We start from the raw sequence: 16584 nt of genomic DNA on the forward strand, positions 1-16584 counted from the left end.
ACTACAACCAAGAGCGAATCAGATTGAAATTGAAGGGGCTAAGCCCGGTAAAGTACCGGGAACAGGCCCAAGCAGCCGCCTGACCCCACCGTCCAAGTCTCGGGGGTCACTTCATGGATGGGTTTACGGCGTGTCCTGCCCCCCATACCGCCCCACCCAACCCGCAGAAACCAGAGCCGCTCTTGAAGTTGATGTTGCTGTTGCCGTTGCTTGAAAAAGCGGTGCAGCCGCAGGCTGCAAAACACGCTCAATCCTGATCGTGCGCGCGTGCGGCCTCGGCCTGTGTCTCCTCCTGCGCCGCCATCTCGCGTGCGATCCACGCATCGATCATGTGCCGCTGGCGCTGCGCCTGCCGCCGCTCGCGCGTGTATTCCTGATCCAGCACCCGATACAGCGACACCATCACCAGCACCATCAACAGTGCGAATGGCAATGCCGCAATCGTGATCATGCCCTGCAGTGCCTCCAGGCCACCTGCGAGCAGCAACGCGCCCGCGATCAGCGCGATGCCCACGCCCCACGCGATCTTGTGCCTGCGCGGTGGTTCGCCCGCATCGTCTGTGGACATCGTGGCCAGTACCAGCACTGCCGAATCGGCCGACGTCACGAAGAAGATCATCAGCAGCACCAGCGCGATGCTCGACAGCAGCAACGGCAGGGGAAGGCTGTCGAAGAGGGTGAACAGCACCGTCTCGTAGCCGTTGCCCAGTGCCTGCACCAGGTCTGCGTGACCGAAGATCTGCGACCAGATTGCGGTGCCCCCGAAGACCGAGAACCAGAAGAAGCCCAACAGAGTTGGCGCAAGCACCACGCCTACCACGAACTCGCGAACACTGCGGCCGCGCGAGATGCGCGCGATGAACGAACCGACGAACGGCGCCCAGGAAATCCACCAGGCCCAGTAGAAGATCGTCCAGTCGGCCACCCAGGTACTGGACGAGAACGGCGACATGCGCAGGCTCATGGTCACCAGTTGGTTGAGATAGGAGCCCAGTGTGGTGGTGAAGGTATTGAAGATGGCGCCGGTCGGACCGAGCACCAGTACCAGTGCGAGCAGCAATGCCGCCAGCGCCAGGTTGACGTTGGATAGCCACTTCATGCCACGCCCGACGCCACTGAGCGTGGACGCCATGTACAGCACGAATGCCACTGCGATGATGGTCAACTGCAGCGGTACGCCCGCCTGCACGCCGAACACGCGTTGCACGCCGGCCGCGATCTGCACCGTGCCGAAGCCGAGTGCGGTTGCCACGCCGACTGCGGTGGCCACCACCGCAGAGATGTTGACCACCTTTCCGGCCCAGCCGCGATGGTGGCGACCGATGATTGGCTGCAGCATGTCGCTTATCTGACCACCGCCTTGGCGATTGAACTGGAACCAGGCCATCGCCAGGCCGATCAGCGCGTAGATCGCCCACGGGTGCAGGCCCCAATGGAAGAACGCATAGCGCATGGCGGCGCGCGCGGCGTCCATGCTTTCGGGCGCCAGCCCCTCCGGTGGCTTGCTGAAGTGCGAAATGGGCTCGGCTGCGCCCCAGAACACCAGGCCGATGCCCATGCCGGCAGCGAACAGCATCGACATCCAGCTGGCACGCGAGAACTCCGGCTCGGCATCTTCGCCACCGATGCGCAGGTTGCCGAAGCGGCCGAAGGCCAGGTACATCAGGAACACCAGCGCCAGGAACACGACCAGCAGGTACAGCCAGCCGACACTGCGGATGACCTCGGCCAGCATCGACTGGACCACGGTGTTGAAGGGACCGGGTGCAACACCGGCAAGCAGCACCAGCAGCAGAACCAGTGCGATGGAAACGCGAAACACCATGAAGGAGCTTCTCCGATCAAGGGATTGAGGGGAGCGAGCAGAGCTTGCAGCGAAGGGCCGGCGGCATGCAGCGCGAACCGGGCAGGGGCCGCGTCGGCGGCGAAGGAAGCATCGGTCGCTGGAGCGCGACGGACGTGCACGTTACTGAACGCGACGTCATGGTTCTGTTAACGAATATCGATTGGGGGCAACTCCGGAGGCGGGCGGTCTATGCTCTAATGCACGCCAAGAAGCGGGGGTACCGCGGCCAAGTGGCCACGGTTGAGACAGTCCCTTGGAACCTGATCCGGCTCATACCGGCGTAGGGAAGCTTTGCAATGCAGCCATTCCCGGACTCCGCCCAAGGAGCGTCCGGGCGCGGTCGCAGTGCGCCGCCGCTTCGTCCCTGACCTTCCTGGACGATGCCCGATGAACGCACAGCTCTCCGCCCTGCAGCAACAGGCCCAGCAACTCTCCGAATCCGTGACCCGGCCCATTCCCGGCTCGCGCAAGATCCACGTGCCCGGTTCGCGCCCGGATCTGCAGGTGCCGATGCGGGAGATCGCGTTGACCCGCACCCCGACGCTGTTCGGCGGCGAAGAGAATGCGCCGGTCACGGTCTACGACACGTCCGGCCCCTACACCGATCCGGGCGTGCGTATCGATCTGTCCGCCGGTCTGCCGGCACTGCGTCGCGGCTGGGTGGAGGAACGTGGCGATACCGAGCAGCTCGAAGGCCTGAGTTCGTCGTTCGGGCGTGATCGCGAGCACGACCCCAAGCTCGCTGCCGTGCGCTTCCCCGCACGCAGCCTGCCGCGCCGTGCACGGGCAGGCGCGAACGTCACCCAGATGCACTACGCGCGCCGCGGCATCATCACCCCGGAAATGGAATTCGTTGCCATCCGCGAGAACCAGCGGCTGGAAGCGATCCGCGATGCGGGCCTGCTGCAGCAGCACCCGGGCGAGGCGTTCGGCGCCTCGATCCAGCAGATCATCACGCCGGAGTTCGTGCGGGATGAAATCGCGCGCGGCCGCGCGGTGCTGCCCAACAACATCAACCATCCGGAAAGCGAGCCGATGATCATCGGCCGCAACTTCCTGACCAAGATCAATGCCAACATCGGCAACAGCGCCGTTTCCTCGGGAATCGCCGAGGAGGTAGAGAAACTGGTGTGGGCGATCCGCTGGGGCGGTGACACCGTGATGGACCTCTCCACCGGCAAGCACATCCATGAAACCCGCGAGTGGATCATCCGCAACTCGCCGGTGGCGATTGGTACCGTGCCGATCTACCAGGCGCTGGAGAAGGTCGATGGCCGCGCCGAAGCACTGACCTGGGAGATCTTCCGCGATACGCTGATCGAGCAGGCCGAGCAGGGCGTGGACTACTTCACCATCCACGCCGGCGTGCTGCTGCGCTACGTGCCACTCACCGCCAAGCGGGTGACCGGCATCGTCAGCCGCGGGGGCTCGATCATGGCCAAGTGGTGCCTGGCGCACCACAGGGAGAATTTCCTGTACACGCATTTCGAAGAGATCTGCGAAATCATGAAGGCCTATGACGTGACCTTTTCGCTGGGTGACGGCCTGCGCCCGGGCTGCATCGCCGACGCCAACGACGCCGCGCAGTTCGGTGAGCTGGAAACACTGGGCGAGCTGACGAAGATTGCCTGGAAGCATGATGTGCAGACCATGATCGAGGGCCCCGGCCACGTGCCGATGCAGCTGATCAAGGAGAACATGGACAAGCAGCTGCGTGAGTGCGGCGAGGCGCCTTTCTATACGCTGGGGCCGTTGACCACCGATATCGCACCGGGCTACGACCACATCACCAGCGCGATCGGCGCGGCGATGATCGGGTGGTTCGGCACGGCCATGCTCTGTTACGTGACGCCGAAGGAGCATCTCGGCCTGCCCAATCGCCAGGACGTGCGCGACGGCATCATGGCTTATCGCATTGCCGCGCATGCAGCCGACCTGGCCAAGGGCCATCCGGGCGCGCAGGTTCGCGACAACGCGTTGAGCAAGGCGCGCTTCGAGTTCCGCTGGGAAGACCAGTTCCACCTTGGCCTGGATCCGGAGAAGGCCAAGGAGTTCCATGACGAGACGCTGCCGAAGGATGCGCACAAGCTGGCCCACTTCTGCTCGATGTGCGGCCCGCACTTCTGTTCGATGAAGATCACCCAGGATGTGCGTGACTACGCCGAGGCCGGCATGAAGGAGAAGTCGGAGGAGTTCCGCGCGGCTGGCGCAGAGGTCTACCAGCAGGGATGACGAGTAGCCGGGTGCCGGCCGCTGGCCGGCAGCCGGTTGTGCGGGGGCCGGGAAGCGTGCTGGCCAGCGGCCGGCACCACCGCTCATCACGCCGCTCCCCGCTATGCTCCGCGCATCACCCTGGGGGAAGGACACCATGCCTGTTGCCATGACCACCCGTTGGCTGGCCATTGCCCGCCGTCATCCTTCGGCCTGGCTGCTGGGCGCCCAGTTGATCGCGGTGCTGCTGTACCCCGCGCTGGATGACACCGCTGCCGGCCGCGCGGCGCTGGGCATGTTCGGCATGGCGGTACTGGGCCTGGCGCTGTGGGTGGTGCAGCGCAGCCCGCTGGGCACCTGGCTGGCACTGGTGCTGGCCATCCCGTCGGTGGTGTTCTCGCTGGCCGGTGCATTGCTCGACCGCAGCGCATTGCTGACCACCGCGCAGTTGCTGGAGAGCCTGCTGTACTTCTACACGGCCGGCGCCCTGATTGCGTACATGCTCCAGGACCACAAGGTCACCCGCGACGAACTGTTCGCCGCAGGCGCGACATTCACCTTGCTTGCATGGGCATTCGCGTTCGCATTCGCGGTATGCCAGCAGTGGTACCCGGGCAGCTTCCAGGGCACCGGCGGAGGCGCGCAGCGCAGTTGGATGGAGCTGCTTTATCTCAGCTTCAGCTTGCTGTCTGGAGTCGGCTTGAGTGACGTCGTGCCGTTGCGTCCACAGGCACGCGCACTGGTCATGCTGGAGCAGTTTTCCGGCGTGATGTACGTGGCTTTGGTGGTTTCGCGGCTGGTCGGATTGACCATGTTGCGGCGCATGTGAAAATGAACGCCAGATAAAAATTTCGCGCCCGAAAGGGCGCGAATGATGTCGCAAATTATGTGAATGCGTCGGCGAGAGAGAGCCTGATGTCGACCACGCGATAGGCGAGGTAACTTGCATAGGCTAGTATTCGCGCGCTCGATTGTTTTTGCGGTATGCGCCGATGCTTTGTGCGGAGTCTGGCTTTTCGCTGTTCCCAGGACGGGGCGGTATCGAAGGCAACACTGCCCGGGACCTGTCTCTACTGTGTAGCAGAAAATGAACAGCAGCGAAATCCAGCCCCCGGTATCCGATCGGATACGGATAGGAGAGTGCACCGTCACTCTGTCCTCGCGCGAAGTCGAGGTCGTCGGCGCGCGTCGCCCGCGCCGGCTGACGCCGAAGGCCCTGGGCGTGCTGCGCGTGCTGCTGCGGCAGCCGGGCCGTGTTGTCACCCGCGACGAGTTGTTCGCCGAGGTATGGCCGGACACGCTGCCGACCAACGATGTGCTGACCCAGGCCGTCACCCAGCTGCGCAAGGCGTTCAGCAACGACGACGACAACGGCCAGGCCTACATCGAAACCATCGCCAAGACCGGCTATCGGCTTCTGGTCCCGGTACAGGTGCTGGACGATGCCGAGCCCGTGGCCGCAGGCGTCCCTGACGACGAAGGCATGGCCGCGCAGCCGGTGACCACTGCTGCGTTGCCTGCGCATCCACAGGCAGCGCGCCGCCGCTGGCGCCATATCCGTCGGCGCGTGCTGCTGGCGTTGGGCGTGTTGATGCTGGCCACGCTGCTGGTGTTGACCACGCTGCTGCTGCGCCGTGCACCGGCCGGCAGTTCGCCGGTGGAGGCTGCCGTGGAGAACGGTACGCGGGTGATCGGCAGCCCGCAGCGGCCGTATCGGTTGATCACCGCGACCAGCGGCTTTGAAACCTATCCCACGCTGTCACCGGACGGTTCTCTGGTGGCCTATGAGGGCGCCAACGAGGATGGCAACGGCGGTGGCGCGATCAAGCTGCAGACCTCCGGCAACGCGCCGGCGCGCCAGTTGCTGGCGCCACCAGCCGGTGCCGTCGATCGCTTCCCGAACTGGTCGCCGGATGGCCGCGAAATCGCCTTCGCGCGGTTCTCCGCCGACGGCGGGTGCCAGGTACTGATCGCCAGCGCCACCGGTGGCGCACTGCGCCAGGCCACACGCTGCGATGGCACGGAGCTGCTCAGTTTCGACTGGACGCCAGATGGGCGTGGCCTGGTGTTCGGCAGCATGGTCGGTCGCTACGCGCACCGTGGCATCCGTGTGCTGGACCTGGCCAGTGGCCAGTGGCGCGCGCTGGCCTACAGCGTCGATGAGGATGACTTCGACTACGCACCGCGGTATTCGCCCGATGGGCAATGGCTGGTGTTCGTGCGCAACCCGCAGCTGGGTGATCTGTGGCGGGTGCCGGCCGCGGGCGGTACGCCCGAGCAGTTGACCGATGAAGCGGCAGAGCTGCGCGGCTGGGCCTGGCTGGACGATGGCCGCACCATCGTCTTCGGTCGTCGTGTCGATAGCGAGGCGCGGCTCTATTACCTGGATGTCGAGCGGCACACGCTGCGCGATGCCGGCCTGGATGATGCGCAATGGCCGGCCGTGTCACGACGCGGTGGCATGCTGGCCTTCGTTCACCGGCGCGCACAGTTCGGCGTGTTCAAGGTGCCCATGCAGGGCAGCGGCGCGCCCGAGCGCCTGTTTGCCTCCAGCGGCCGCGATGGGCAGCCGATGGCAGCGCCCGATGGGCGCCAGCTGGTCTTTACCTCCGATCGCTCCGGCAGCTTCGCGCTGTGGTGGGCGGACATGCAGCGGCCCGATTCGCTGCGTCCCATCGAAGGCCTGCGGCCCGAAGCGCGGCAGGCACCGGACTGGTCGGCCGACAGCCGGCAGTTGCTGGTGGTTGGCCGCGATGCGCATGGGCGCACGGTGCTCTATGAAATCGCGCCACGCGATGAACGCCTGCAACCCTTGCCGGTTCCGGCCGAACAGCCGTTGCAGGCACTGTATGGCGCCTCGCCGCAGCAGCTGTTTGTGGTCGAGCGCGATGCCGACCAGCGCACGCGGTTGAGCCTGTTCGATCGCAGCGTCCAGCCCTGGCGCCGCTTGGCCAGCATCGATGGGGTGTCGCAGGCGCGCTTTGACCGGAGCAGTGGCCGCGTGTTGTTCACCCGCTTGGCCGCCGGTGGCCTGTGGTCGGCGGATGCCGCGTTGTCCCCGGCCAGCGTGCAGCAGATCAGCGATGACCGGCCCAGCCGCTGGCGATACCGGGCCTGGACCGTGACCGGCAACAGCGGCATCGGCTACCTCGGTACCTCTACAACGTGTGGCACCACCTTCGTGCGCATCCAGCCCGGCCGCGAGGAGGCGGAACGCTGCCTGGACGCAGAACGGCTCAGCGCCGGCAACGGGCTCAGTGCCAGCGCCGACGGAAAGGACCTGTTCGTGGCGATGGCGGTCAGCGATGGCGCTGACATCGGCGTGATGCGGTTGCCCGAACGCCCGCCTGCACTGTTTCCCGCATTCTCCAAGTTGTTGTTGTTCAAGGGAAACGGGCCTTCGTAATTTCTTCGTCGGGATCTCGTCGCGAATTCGTGGCGATCTCGTCGGACCTTCCTGACGCGGTGCCGCCTGATTTGGCAAAACGGAGTCCTGTACTAGGCAAATCCGTGGTGCCCCCATGCGTCAACTCTCGCTGGCCGATCGCGGCCAAACTGTTTCCCTGGACCGGTCGCTCGACGAAGTCGCACCGACCTGCCTGGGCGTGGCCCGGCTGGGCAGCCTGCAGACCGCCGGCTCCAGCTTCACTGTCTGGATGCAGGTGCGTGGCAGCTCGTGGGTCGAGGCCAAGGAAGGGCGCTTCCGCCTGCGCCAGGGCGAGTGGATCGCCTTCGAGAAGGAATCGCGGCCGCTGGTGCAGGCCGGTCGCAACGGGTTGTGCGTCGGCCTGAACCTGAACATCGAAGCGCTTCGCGTGCTGACCGAGATGGCCGACTGCGGCCTGTATGCAGGTCGTGGCCGGATGAACCGTACTGATGCCCGCGTGGCGCTGCGCCTGTGGCGCGATGCGCTGGCCAGCGGCCAGCCGGCGCAGGCCCTGCGCCCGCTGCTGCTGCACCTCGCGGGCCTGCAGCGTGGCCTGGCCGACAACGTGCAGCGCTGCCCGGGCCGCTCGCGCAGCCGCAAGCGCCAGGTGTTCGGCCGCATGCAGCGCGCGCGCCTCTATCTGGAAGGCAACAGCCACCGGGTGGTGCGCATCGGCGAACTGGCCGAGCTGACCAACTTCTCCAGCTGGTACCTGTCCAAGACCTTCCAGAGCCTGTACGAGGAAAGCCCGCAGTCGCTTTCGGCACGACTGCGCCTCGAACGCGCCGCTGACCTGCTGCGCGACACCGACATGATGGTGGGCGAGGTCGCTGCCGCCAGCGGTTTCGACAACTGCTGCAGCTTCGCGCGTGCGTTCCGCGCCCGCTACGGCCAGTCCGCATCGCGCTTCAGGGAGAACGGCGGCTTGCTCCCGCCACAATCCGCAAAGTCTCCGGTTGGTTCGCGCAAATACAGCGCTGCAACGCAATCGTAACGTGCTGGGGTGTTTTAACACGCTGCTAACACGTACCTTGGAGAGATTGATGAACGTTCGTAATCCCGCAGTGCGGTTCGGCTTGCTGCCGGCCGGCATTGCGCTGGCGCTGGCGCCGGCCTTTGCTTCCGCCCAGGAAGCAAAGGGCACCACCGATCTGGACCGCATTTCGGTCACCGGCTCGCGCATCCGCGGCGCCTCGGTGGAAACCCAGCAGCCGATCCTGACGATGACCCGCGAATCCCTGGAAAAGCAGGGCTTCTCGAGCGTCGCCGACGTGCTGAACAACCTGACCTCGGCCGGCTCCCCGGCCATCTCGCGTTCGGAGTCGCTGGCTTCGGGCGAGAACGTGGGCGGCTACTACGTCGACATCCGCAACCTGGGCGCCCAGCGCACCCTGGTGCTGATGAACGGCAAGCGTCTGGGCGCAACCACTGCGGGCTACCAGGATCTGAGCCAGATCCCGATGTCGGCCGTTGAGCGCATCGAAATCCTGAAGGACGGCGCCTCGTCGATCTACGGCTCTGACGCCATCGCCGGCGTGGTCAACGTGATCACCCGCAAGAACTTCGACGGCGGCGAAGCCAACGTCTACGTCGGCCAGTACGGCAAGGGCGACGGCGACACCGAAACCTATTCGATGACCCTCGGTGCCCGCGGCGAACGCGGCAGCCTGACCCTGTCGGCCGAGTACTCGAAGCAGGATCCGGTGTGGGCCAAGGACCGCTGGTACAGCCGCGACGGCTCGTTGGGTCCGAACTCGACCTCGGCCACCTGGAGCCCGATCAGCCAGAACGGCAGCTGGTGCAACCCGACCCAGGTCAACTGCGGCGACTCCAAGCAGGCTGTCTGGAAGACCCTGAACGCCGGCGGCAACCCGAAGAACCCGAATGACTACCATGTCATTACGCCGGACGAATTCGCCAACTCCAACGAGCAGATGACCCTGCTGACCGGTGTGAAGCGCAAGTCGGTCTACATCAACGGCACGTACGACTTCACCGATTCGATCAGCCTGAACACCGACGTGCTCTACAACGAGCGCCAGACGTTCCAGCAGATCGCCGGCTACCCGTTCCAGTCCAACTCCTTCGGCACCCCGCTGGAGGGTTCGAGCGCCTTCAACCCGGTCGGCCAGGACGTCAGCTTCCGTCGCCGCCTGTGGGAAGTGCCGCGTACCACTGACAGCCAGCTGAAGACCCTGCGCTTCGCTCCGACCCTGACCGGCTTCTTCGAGCTGGGCGGCAAGACCTTCGACTGGGACGTCGGCGCGCTGTGGAACCGCAACGAGTCGATCAAGAGCAACCGCGGCGACATGAGCCTGATCGCTGCAGGCCAGGCCCTGGGCCCGTCGTTCATCGATGCCGGCGGCGTTGCACGCTGCGGCACCTCGGCCAAGCCGATCCTGGGCGACTGCCGCCCGTGGAACCCGCTGCTGCCGTACGGTGTTGATGGCCAGGGTTCGCTGGCGAACCAGGAGCTGCAGGACTTCCTGTTCCCGACCTTCACCACCCGCGGCGTCACCAAGACCACCAGCTTCACCGCCAACCTGTCCGGTTCCATCGTGACCCTGCCGGCCGGCGACCTGGGCTTCGCGCTGGGTGTCGAGCACCGCAAGGAAGAAGGCAATTACGTGCCGGACGCCTTCGCGCAGTCGGGCCAGTCCACCGGCCTGGGCCAGAAGCCGACCCGCGGCCAGTACGATCTGAACGAGGTCTACCTCGAACTGAACGTGCCGCTGCTGGCCGACATGGCCTTCGCCAAGGAACTGACCCTGAACGTTGCCAGCCGTTACTCGGACTACAGCAACTTCGGTGGCACCACCAACAGCAAGTTCGGTCTGACCTGGCGTCCGCTGGATGAACTGCTGGTCCGCGGCACCTACGCCGAGGGCTTCCGCGCTCCGACCATCAGCGACCTGTACGGTGGCCTGAGCTCGAGCTTCGAGTCCTACATCGATCCGTGCGGCGTGAACGCCCCGGGCAGCGTTGCCGGCAATGCCGCGTGCACCGCCGCTGGCGCTCCGGCCAACTATGTGCAGCTGGGCCAGGGCAACCTGCCGTGCTCGACCCTGCCGTGCCAGTCGGGTGACCAGTTCGTCTCGGGTGCCAACCCGAACCTGAAGCCGGAAACCTCCAAGAGCACCACTTTCGGCCTGGTGTGGAGCCCGCGCTGGGTGCAGGGCCTGGACGTCTCGCTGGATTGGTACAAGTACGAAATCAGCGACATGATCATCGCTGACAGCGTCGACCGCATCCTGCGTGACTGCTACGTGCTGGGCAACTCCGAGCGTTGCTCGAGCGTGACCCGTGCGGCTGACGGCCACGTCAGTGCGATCACCTACGGCACCGCCAACCTCGGCAAGATGGAAACCGAAGGTTACGACCTGGGCATCAAGTACCGCCTGCCGGAACTGGCCATCGGTCAGTTCAGCATCGACTGGACCACCAGCTACACCGCCAAGTACGACGAGCAGGGCCAGAACAGCGCGGGTGACAACATCATGATCGGCCGCGTCGGCGAGCCGGGCCTGTTCCGCGTGCGTTCGAACCTGGGCGTCAACTGGCAGTACGGCGATTTCGGTGTGAACTACACCGCGCGCTACTACTCCGGTATGAAGGAAAGCTGCATCTCGCTGGCTGATGGCTGGTGCGATGCGCCGAACCACATGGCCAATGGCGAAACCGATCCGCTGCGTCACACCGGCTCCAACACCTTCCACGACCTGCAGGTCAGCTGGAAGGCGCCGTGGGATGCGACGATCGCCCTGGGTGCGAACAACGTGTTCGACCACAAGGGTCCGCTGCAGTACTCGGCTCCGAACTCGGCGTTCGCCTACTACGGCGGCTTCGATGTGGGTCGCTTCCTGTACATGAAGTACACCCAGCGCTTCTGATCCATCGAAGTGCGGTAGCAACACGGGGAGGGCGGGCCGCAAGGTCCGCCCTCTTTTTTGTAGGGGAATTCCGGAAACTGTTGGAAGGTGAGCGCAGTCACGGTCCTGTCGTGTCGCAATCGACACAGTCAGGAGGTCCAATACCGGACGCTTGCATGTGGAGAGGGATATGAAGAACACGTTGCTGCGCCAGGCATCAGCCGCTGTACTGATCTATGCGACGCTGGTGGGCGCGGTGTTCGCACAGGGCCTCGGGGTCTGTGGTGGCGGGCTTTATTGCGAAGAGTTCCGCCAGCAGTGCCTGGCCAGTGGCAAGTCACCGGTCATCTGCGAGTCGCAGTATCGGCGTTGCGTGCAGGATGCCTGCGGTACCCGCTGACATGGAAAGGGCGCACCGTGTGGGTGCGCCCTCTGTCGTCAGGACATCATCCAGCACGCTCAGGCGTCGCTGGGCACCAGTCCCATCAGTGCATTGGCGTGCTCGCGCCATTGCGGCAGTTTGTTCAGCACGCCTGCGCGCTGCAGGTAGTCCTCGTCCACCGGATCGCCATTGACCAGCGCCAGGGCCACGTGCACCGCGCCGGTCACCCAGAAGCTGCGGGTGTTGGCGCGCTGCGGCTGCAGGTGGAATGCCACCGCTTCGATGATCGGCATCGGCAGGCCCCACAGGCCCAGCAGGTAGGCGCCGGCCTCGGCATGGCCTGGGCGGGTATCGCCGGCCAGCGCGGGCTCGCTGCGCTCGTTGCGCACGCCGGGCAGCAGCAGGCCGATGTCGGCCAGCAGTGCGGCAGTCGCCCCCAGTTCGGCGCTGGACTCGGGCAGCAGGCGTGCGGCCAGCCGGGAGGCGAGCAGTGCGCGCTGCTGCAGTGAGTTGCGCTCGGCAGCCGACAGCGTCGGCGCGGAGAACACTTCGCTGGCCAGCACCAGGTCACGCAGCGTGGCCAGGCCCAGCCGGGTGACCGCGGTGCGCAGGTCGGCAATGGTGCGGCCCTGGCTGAAGAACGCCGAGTTCGACAGTTGCAGCACCTTGGCCGCGATGGCCGGATCGGCGGCGACCAGCTTGGCCACATCGGCACTGTCGGTATCGTCGTCATGTTCCAGGGCCTGGGTCAGGCTCAGGTACAGGTGCGGTGGCGATGGCAGTTTCTCGATACGGCCGATGGCATCGCGCAGGCGCGGGCTGTCCAGCACTTCGCGCAGTTCTTCCAGGCTGGTCAATGCCTCCAGCAGCACTTCCGGCGCCAGCGGCAGCGGCAGGAAGCGGTGGGCGACACCGATCAGGCGCGCCGGCGGCGGGCGGTTGCCATGGTGTGCATCGACCAGCGCGATGCGGATGGTTTCCGGGCGCAGTGTCCGGATCTGGCCCAGCAGCGTGGTGGCATTGAGATCGGGCAACTGCGGGCAGACGATCACCGCGTCCACGCCCTGCGTGGCCACCGCGGTCATCGCGGTCTGGCCATCGGCGGCGGTCAGCGGCTGCCAGTCTTCCCCAAGATCGGCAATGAATTCGGTCAGCTCAGCCGGCAGGCTGGCTGCATCCCCAACAAGCAGAATACGCACGACACATTCCCCTGGCTGTCTCGACGATGGATGTCGATGACGTGTGAAGTGACGCAATTTACCTAATACGGCAGCAAGAGTGATGTGCCGTCATCATGAAACGTGACCCGCATCGCTCCGGCGGGGTATCGCCGGAGCGATCCGGTTCAGGCTCAGGCCTTGCTGTCGAGATGGCGCTGGTGCGCCTCGATCAGGATCTGCTTGGCCTCAGCGGCGCCACCCCAACCGTCCAGCTTGACCCACTTGCCCTTCTCCAGATCCTTGTAATGCTCGAAGAAGTGGCCAATGCGCTCCAGCCAGTGGCTCGAGACCTGGGCGATGTCTTCGACGTGGGCGTAGCCGCTGAAGATCTTCGAGACCGGCACGGCGAGGATCTTCTCGTCGCTGCCTGCCTCATCGCTCATCTTCAGCACACCGACCGGACGGCAGCGCACGACCGAGCCCGGCACCAGCGGCAGCGGCAGCACCACCAGCACGTCGGCCGGATCGCCGTCGCCACACAGGGTGCTCGGCACGTAGCCGTAGTTGCACGGATAGCGCATCGGGGTGGACAGGATGCGGTCGACGAAGATCGCGCCGGTTTCCTTGTCCACTTCGTACTTCACCGGCTCCGAGTCCTTCGGGATCTCGATGATGACGTTGATTTCTTCCGGCGGGTTCTTGCCGGGCGAGACGAGTTCCAGGCCCATGGTGTGCTCCAGGTGGGGATATAGACGGATAGCTCACCATTTTATGCCTTTGCCGGGCGCTGTGCAGGGTAGGGCTGGGCCGACCTGCGCGCCCGCCCCTGGCGGAGCGGGTGGGGCGGGGTTTCCCGATGGGTTCGACCCGGTCCCCGCGGCAGGCTGGACGTCCTTGCCAAGGAGACTTGCCATGAACTGGAACCGCTTGGGCTGTTGTGCCTTGCTGCTGCTGGCGCCGCTGCCCGCGTTCGCGCGCGGGTTGCATGTCAACCTGATTGACTATCCCTCCGACGAGGCCGGATGGGACCGTGCCTTTGCGCTGGAGGACGCGGTCGCCGGCGAATTCGCCGCATGGTGTGCCGACACCTTGTGTGAAGGTGATTACAGCAACTACCGGGTGATGGAGTTCCGCTGCGCCGTGCTCGCCCACCGCGGCACCGTGCAGCGCTGTGTCTGGGTGGTGGCCGCCAGCGAGCTGGAGGTTGAGCCCGACACGGGACACGTGCGGATCGACAACGGGAGCTGGGTCTGTCCGGTCGAAATGCAGCCCGGGGTGCCCGTCGACGCGTTCTACGCCTCCCTGGAAGCGCCGGGCGGCCTGACCGCGCCTTTGCCTGGGCTTGACCACGGCATCTTCGATGGCTTGCCTGAATGCCTGCGCACGCAGGGGAGGGTGGGCTGATGGGGAGCTTCCGTAGATGCTGGCTGTTGTGTGGCGTGCTGTCTGTCAGCCTGCCGTGCGCCGGTGTCGCGCAGGCTGCGCCTGCGTTCGTCGATGCGCGGGATTACGCCGGCCCGGGGGGCGGCCACGAGCGTTTCCTTGCTGCCGAGCGGCAACTGGTGCGTGGCTTCGATGAGGTATGTGGCGATACCTTCTGCGAGGGCGAGTACATCAATCTGTGGGCCATGCGCCTGCGCTGTTCCGTGGACCAGGCCGCGGGGGTGGTTGTCCAGTGTGTATGGACCTTCGCCGGTAGCAACACCAGGGTAAAGTCCAGCGGCCTGATCACGGTCAACCGCGGACGCTATGCCTGCGTGCTGCCGCTGGCAACCGGAACACGCCTGGAAACCCTGTTGCAGGTGTGGGAAACGGGGGAGGGGTTCGATGCGTTGCACGCGCCGCTGCCCGGCACGACTGCCAATACGTACGACGCACTGGTTGATTGCCTGTAGCCCCGGCAACGATACGAATGTGACTTATTCGCATTACCGGAGTAGCATGCGCGGTGCCTCCCGTCTGTCGTCCCGGCTCCGCGCATGTCCTCCAATGCTGCCTCCCTCACTGAGCTGCTGATCCGCGAGCGGCCAGCGCTGCTGCGCCGGGTGCAGCGCATCCTCGGGGGTGACAGCGGCGCCGAGGACGTGATCCAGGCGGTGTGGTTCAAGGCCCGTGGGGTCGATGACAGCCAGGCGATCGGCAACCCGCGGGCCTATCTGTATCGGCTGGCCGCCAACCTTGCCACTGACCACGGCCGCGAATCGAGCCGCCGCAACCGGCTGCTGGCCGACCACTACCTGTGGGGGGCCGACGAGGTGATCTCCACCGAGGAGCAGGCCATGGCACAGGATGAGCTGCAGCGGGTGCTCGATGCGGCGGGTCACCTGCCGGAGCCGACCCGCACCATCTTCCGGCTCAACCGCCTGCAGGGCCTCACCCAGGCCGAGATCGCACGCCGCCTGGGGGTCTCGGTGACCACCGTCGAGAATCATGTGCGCTCCGCGCTGCAGCGCCTGGCCTGGGCGCGCAGCGGTCGATGAGCGCGCCGGCTTGGGGCTGGCCTTCGCGCAGACGTCTTGATCACTGGACCGTGGATGCGGTCCAGTTCCCCCGCCTGCGCTTGAATGCGCCTGTCCGCCAGCCGATGAGCCCGCCGAACATGCAGCCCGCCGCCAATGACGATGCCCTGGCCGAACAGGCCCGGGACTGGATCGCGTGGCTGGCCTCGGGTGACATCAGCGATGCACGCATGCAGGCGTTCGAGCACTGGTTGCAACAGCCGGGGCACCGCAGGGCCTTCGAACACGAGCGCGCGTTGTGGCGCAGTGTCGGGCCGCGCCCACAGGCCGCCGGGGCCAGCGGACGGCGTCGGCCGCATCGACTGCGCTGGGCGATGGCTGTGGCGGCAATGCTGGCGATGCTGGTGGCATGGCCGGAGGCGTGGCTGCGCCTGCAGTCCGATCATCGCAGCACGCATCAGGTGCAGCACGTGCGGCTGCCCGATGGCAGTCGGGCGGTGCTGGATGCGGACAGTGCGATTGCCGTGCGCTTCGATGCGAACGCCCGCGAGGTCGAGCTGCTGCGCGGGCGCGCCTGGTTCGAGGTCAGCCCGGATGCACAGCGGCGTTTCAGCGTGCGCGCAGGCAATGGCCTGGTCGAGGACATCTCGACCGCGTTCACCGTGGCGCGTGGAGACGAGGGGGTGGAAACCCAGGTTGGGCAGGGCAGGGTGCGCGTGGCCAGCCCGGCCGACGGTTGCTGGACCTACCTGCAGCAGGGGCAGCGTGCCGTCTACACTGAACGTGGCGGGGTCATGCGACGGGCTGACGTGACTGCCGACAGCGTCGGCGCCTGGCGCCAGGGCGAGCTGCTGCTGGAGCAGGCCAGCGTCGCCGATGCGGTGCAGTGGGTGGGGCGCTATCGCGCGGGACCGACCTTCGTGCGCGGTGATCTGTCACGTCTGCCTGCAGTGAGTGCTGCGTTGCGCATCGACCGCCCGGAGCAGGCATTGGATGCACTGGCGGCAACGGCAGGTCTTCAGGTTACTCGTCTTCCATTCGGCGTCGCCATCGTGCAGTAGCTCCACGCCACGCGTGGATGAGCGTCTCTGTGCCGACCAACGGTCGGCACCCACCGCCACCGGCCGACCAACGGTCGGCAACCACCGCGCACCGTCGGCATCCCCTGCGACCGCAAATCGCTCTTGGGGTTGTCGCGTGCCCAGCCGTCTTACCCGGCGAACGTACCCG

General features: G+C 65.9%; 14 protein-coding genes and 1 riboswitch. Of the genes, 11 read left to right on the forward strand and 3 right to left on the reverse strand.

Going from position 1 to position 16584, the window contains the following annotated elements:
* Nucleotides 1–83: IS3 family transposase (locus AC5P5V_RS15320; protein WP_308140961.1), on the forward strand; the 83-nt coding region annotated here is incomplete at its 5' end.
* 164 nt (nt 84–247) lie between these two features.
* On the opposite strand, the gene AC5P5V_RS15325 is transcribed toward AC5P5V_RS15320, so the two are convergent.
* On the reverse strand, nt 248–1825 hold the full coding sequence (locus tag AC5P5V_RS15325) for a BCCT family transporter (RefSeq protein WP_134969214.1): 1578 nt from the start codon (nt 1823–1825) through the stop codon (nt 248–250).
* Between the two features lie 224 nt (nt 1826–2049).
* Nucleotides 2050–2151, forward strand: a riboswitch (TPP riboswitch).
* Between the two features lie 82 nt (nt 2152–2233).
* On the opposite strand from AC5P5V_RS15325, the gene thiC reads away from it, so the two are divergent.
* From thiC to AC5P5V_RS15355, 6 genes are all read left to right on the forward strand, one after another.
* Nucleotides 2234–4078, forward strand: a complete 1845-nt coding sequence (gene thiC, locus AC5P5V_RS15330) for a phosphomethylpyrimidine synthase ThiC (RefSeq protein ID WP_231352284.1) — start codon at nt 2234–2236, stop codon at nt 4076–4078.
* A 136-nt stretch (nt 4079–4214) separates the two neighbouring features.
* Entirely contained in the window at nt 4215–4886 is a 672-nt protein-coding gene (locus AC5P5V_RS15335) for an ion channel (protein WP_134969216.1), read from the forward strand.
* 258 nt (nt 4887–5144) lie between these two features.
* Nucleotides 5145–7463, forward strand: coding sequence for a winged helix-turn-helix domain-containing protein (locus tag AC5P5V_RS15340; RefSeq protein ID WP_231352283.1), 2319 nt, complete (start codon nt 5145–5147; stop codon nt 7461–7463).
* Between the two features lie 115 nt (nt 7464–7578).
* Entirely contained in the window at nt 7579–8478 is a 900-nt protein-coding gene (locus tag AC5P5V_RS15345; protein WP_154351385.1) for a helix-turn-helix transcriptional regulator, read from the forward strand.
* Between the two features lie 49 nt (nt 8479–8527).
* Nucleotides 8528–11374: a TonB-dependent receptor gene (locus tag AC5P5V_RS15350; protein WP_061479548.1), complete on the forward strand. Its 2847-nt coding sequence runs from the start codon at nt 8528–8530 to the stop codon at nt 11372–11374.
* Between the two features lie 169 nt (nt 11375–11543).
* On the forward strand, nt 11544–11753 hold the full coding sequence (locus tag AC5P5V_RS15355) for a hypothetical protein (RefSeq protein WP_061479547.1): 210 nt from the start codon (nt 11544–11546) through the stop codon (nt 11751–11753).
* A gap of 59 nt (nt 11754–11812) precedes the next feature.
* On the opposite strand, the gene AC5P5V_RS15360 is transcribed toward AC5P5V_RS15355, so the two are convergent.
* Nucleotides 11813–12934 (reverse strand): HDOD domain-containing protein, encoded by a 1122-nt coding sequence (locus AC5P5V_RS15360; RefSeq protein ID WP_049413685.1) that lies wholly within the window; start codon nt 12932–12934, stop codon nt 11813–11815.
* A gap of 152 nt (nt 12935–13086) precedes the next feature.
* The gene (ppa, locus tag AC5P5V_RS15365) at nt 13087–13623 is read right to left on the reverse strand and encodes an inorganic diphosphatase (RefSeq protein ID WP_005410935.1); all 537 of its coding nucleotides are present in this window, start codon (nt 13621–13623) and stop codon (nt 13087–13089) included.
* Between the two features lie 184 nt (nt 13624–13807).
* On the opposite strand from ppa, the gene AC5P5V_RS15370 reads away from it, so the two are divergent.
* The 4 genes from AC5P5V_RS15370 to AC5P5V_RS15385 all read left to right on the forward strand — a co-directional run bounded on the left by AC5P5V_RS15370 (nt 13808) and on the right by AC5P5V_RS15385 (nt 16415).
* Complete coding sequence (locus AC5P5V_RS15370; RefSeq protein ID WP_134968688.1) at nt 13808–14299, forward strand: hypothetical protein; 492 nt, start codon at nt 13808–13810, stop codon at nt 14297–14299.
* A complete protein-coding gene (locus AC5P5V_RS15375; protein ID WP_235643215.1) occupies nt 14299–14790 on the forward strand; it encodes a hypothetical protein in 492 nt (163 codons plus the stop codon). The genes AC5P5V_RS15370 and AC5P5V_RS15375 overlap by 1 nt, the downstream gene beginning before the upstream one ends.
* Before the next feature lie 84 nt (nt 14791–14874).
* The gene (locus AC5P5V_RS15380; RefSeq protein WP_134968687.1) at nt 14875–15375 is read left to right on the forward strand and encodes an RNA polymerase sigma factor; all 501 of its coding nucleotides are present in this window, start codon (nt 14875–14877) and stop codon (nt 15373–15375) included.
* Between the two features lie 104 nt (nt 15376–15479).
* Nucleotides 15480–16415: a FecR family protein gene (locus tag AC5P5V_RS15385; protein ID WP_134968690.1), complete on the forward strand. Its 936-nt coding sequence runs from the start codon at nt 15480–15482 to the stop codon at nt 16413–16415.
* Nucleotides 16416–16584 lie beyond the last annotated feature (169 nt).

It is taken from the genome of Stenotrophomonas sp. YJH_SMC_130 (assembly GCF_059369035.1).

Excerpts from the sequence above, each read along its gene's own strand:
- AC5P5V_RS15325 (WP_134969214.1), bottom strand. The coding sequence starts at position 1,825 with ATGGTGTTTCGCGTTTCCATCGCACTGGTTCTGCTGCTGGTGCTGCTT.
- thiC (WP_231352284.1), top strand. The coding sequence starts at position 2,234 with ATGAACGCACAGCTCTCCGCCCTGCAGCAACAGGCCCAGCAACTCTCC.
- AC5P5V_RS15335 (WP_134969216.1), top strand. The coding sequence starts at position 4,215 with ATGCCTGTTGCCATGACCACCCGTTGGCTGGCCATTGCCCGCCGTCAT.
- AC5P5V_RS15340 (WP_231352283.1), top strand. The coding sequence starts at position 5,145 with ATGAACAGCAGCGAAATCCAGCCCCCGGTATCCGATCGGATACGGATA.
- AC5P5V_RS15345 (WP_154351385.1), top strand. The coding sequence starts at position 7,579 with ATGCGTCAACTCTCGCTGGCCGATCGCGGCCAAACTGTTTCCCTGGAC.
- AC5P5V_RS15350 (WP_061479548.1), top strand. The coding sequence starts at position 8,528 with ATGAACGTTCGTAATCCCGCAGTGCGGTTCGGCTTGCTGCCGGCCGGC.
- AC5P5V_RS15355 (WP_061479547.1), top strand. The coding sequence starts at position 11,544 with ATGAAGAACACGTTGCTGCGCCAGGCATCAGCCGCTGTACTGATCTAT.
- ppa (WP_005410935.1), bottom strand. The coding sequence starts at position 13,623 with ATGGGCCTGGAACTCGTCTCGCCCGGCAAGAACCCGCCGGAAGAAATC.
- AC5P5V_RS15370 (WP_134968688.1), top strand. The coding sequence starts at position 13,808 with ATGAACTGGAACCGCTTGGGCTGTTGTGCCTTGCTGCTGCTGGCGCCG.
- AC5P5V_RS15375 (WP_235643215.1), top strand. The coding sequence starts at position 14,299 with ATGGGGAGCTTCCGTAGATGCTGGCTGTTGTGTGGCGTGCTGTCTGTC.
- AC5P5V_RS15380 (WP_134968687.1), top strand. The coding sequence starts at position 14,875 with ATGTCCTCCAATGCTGCCTCCCTCACTGAGCTGCTGATCCGCGAGCGG.
- AC5P5V_RS15385 (WP_134968690.1), top strand. The coding sequence starts at position 15,480 with ATGAGCCCGCCGAACATGCAGCCCGCCGCCAATGACGATGCCCTGGCC.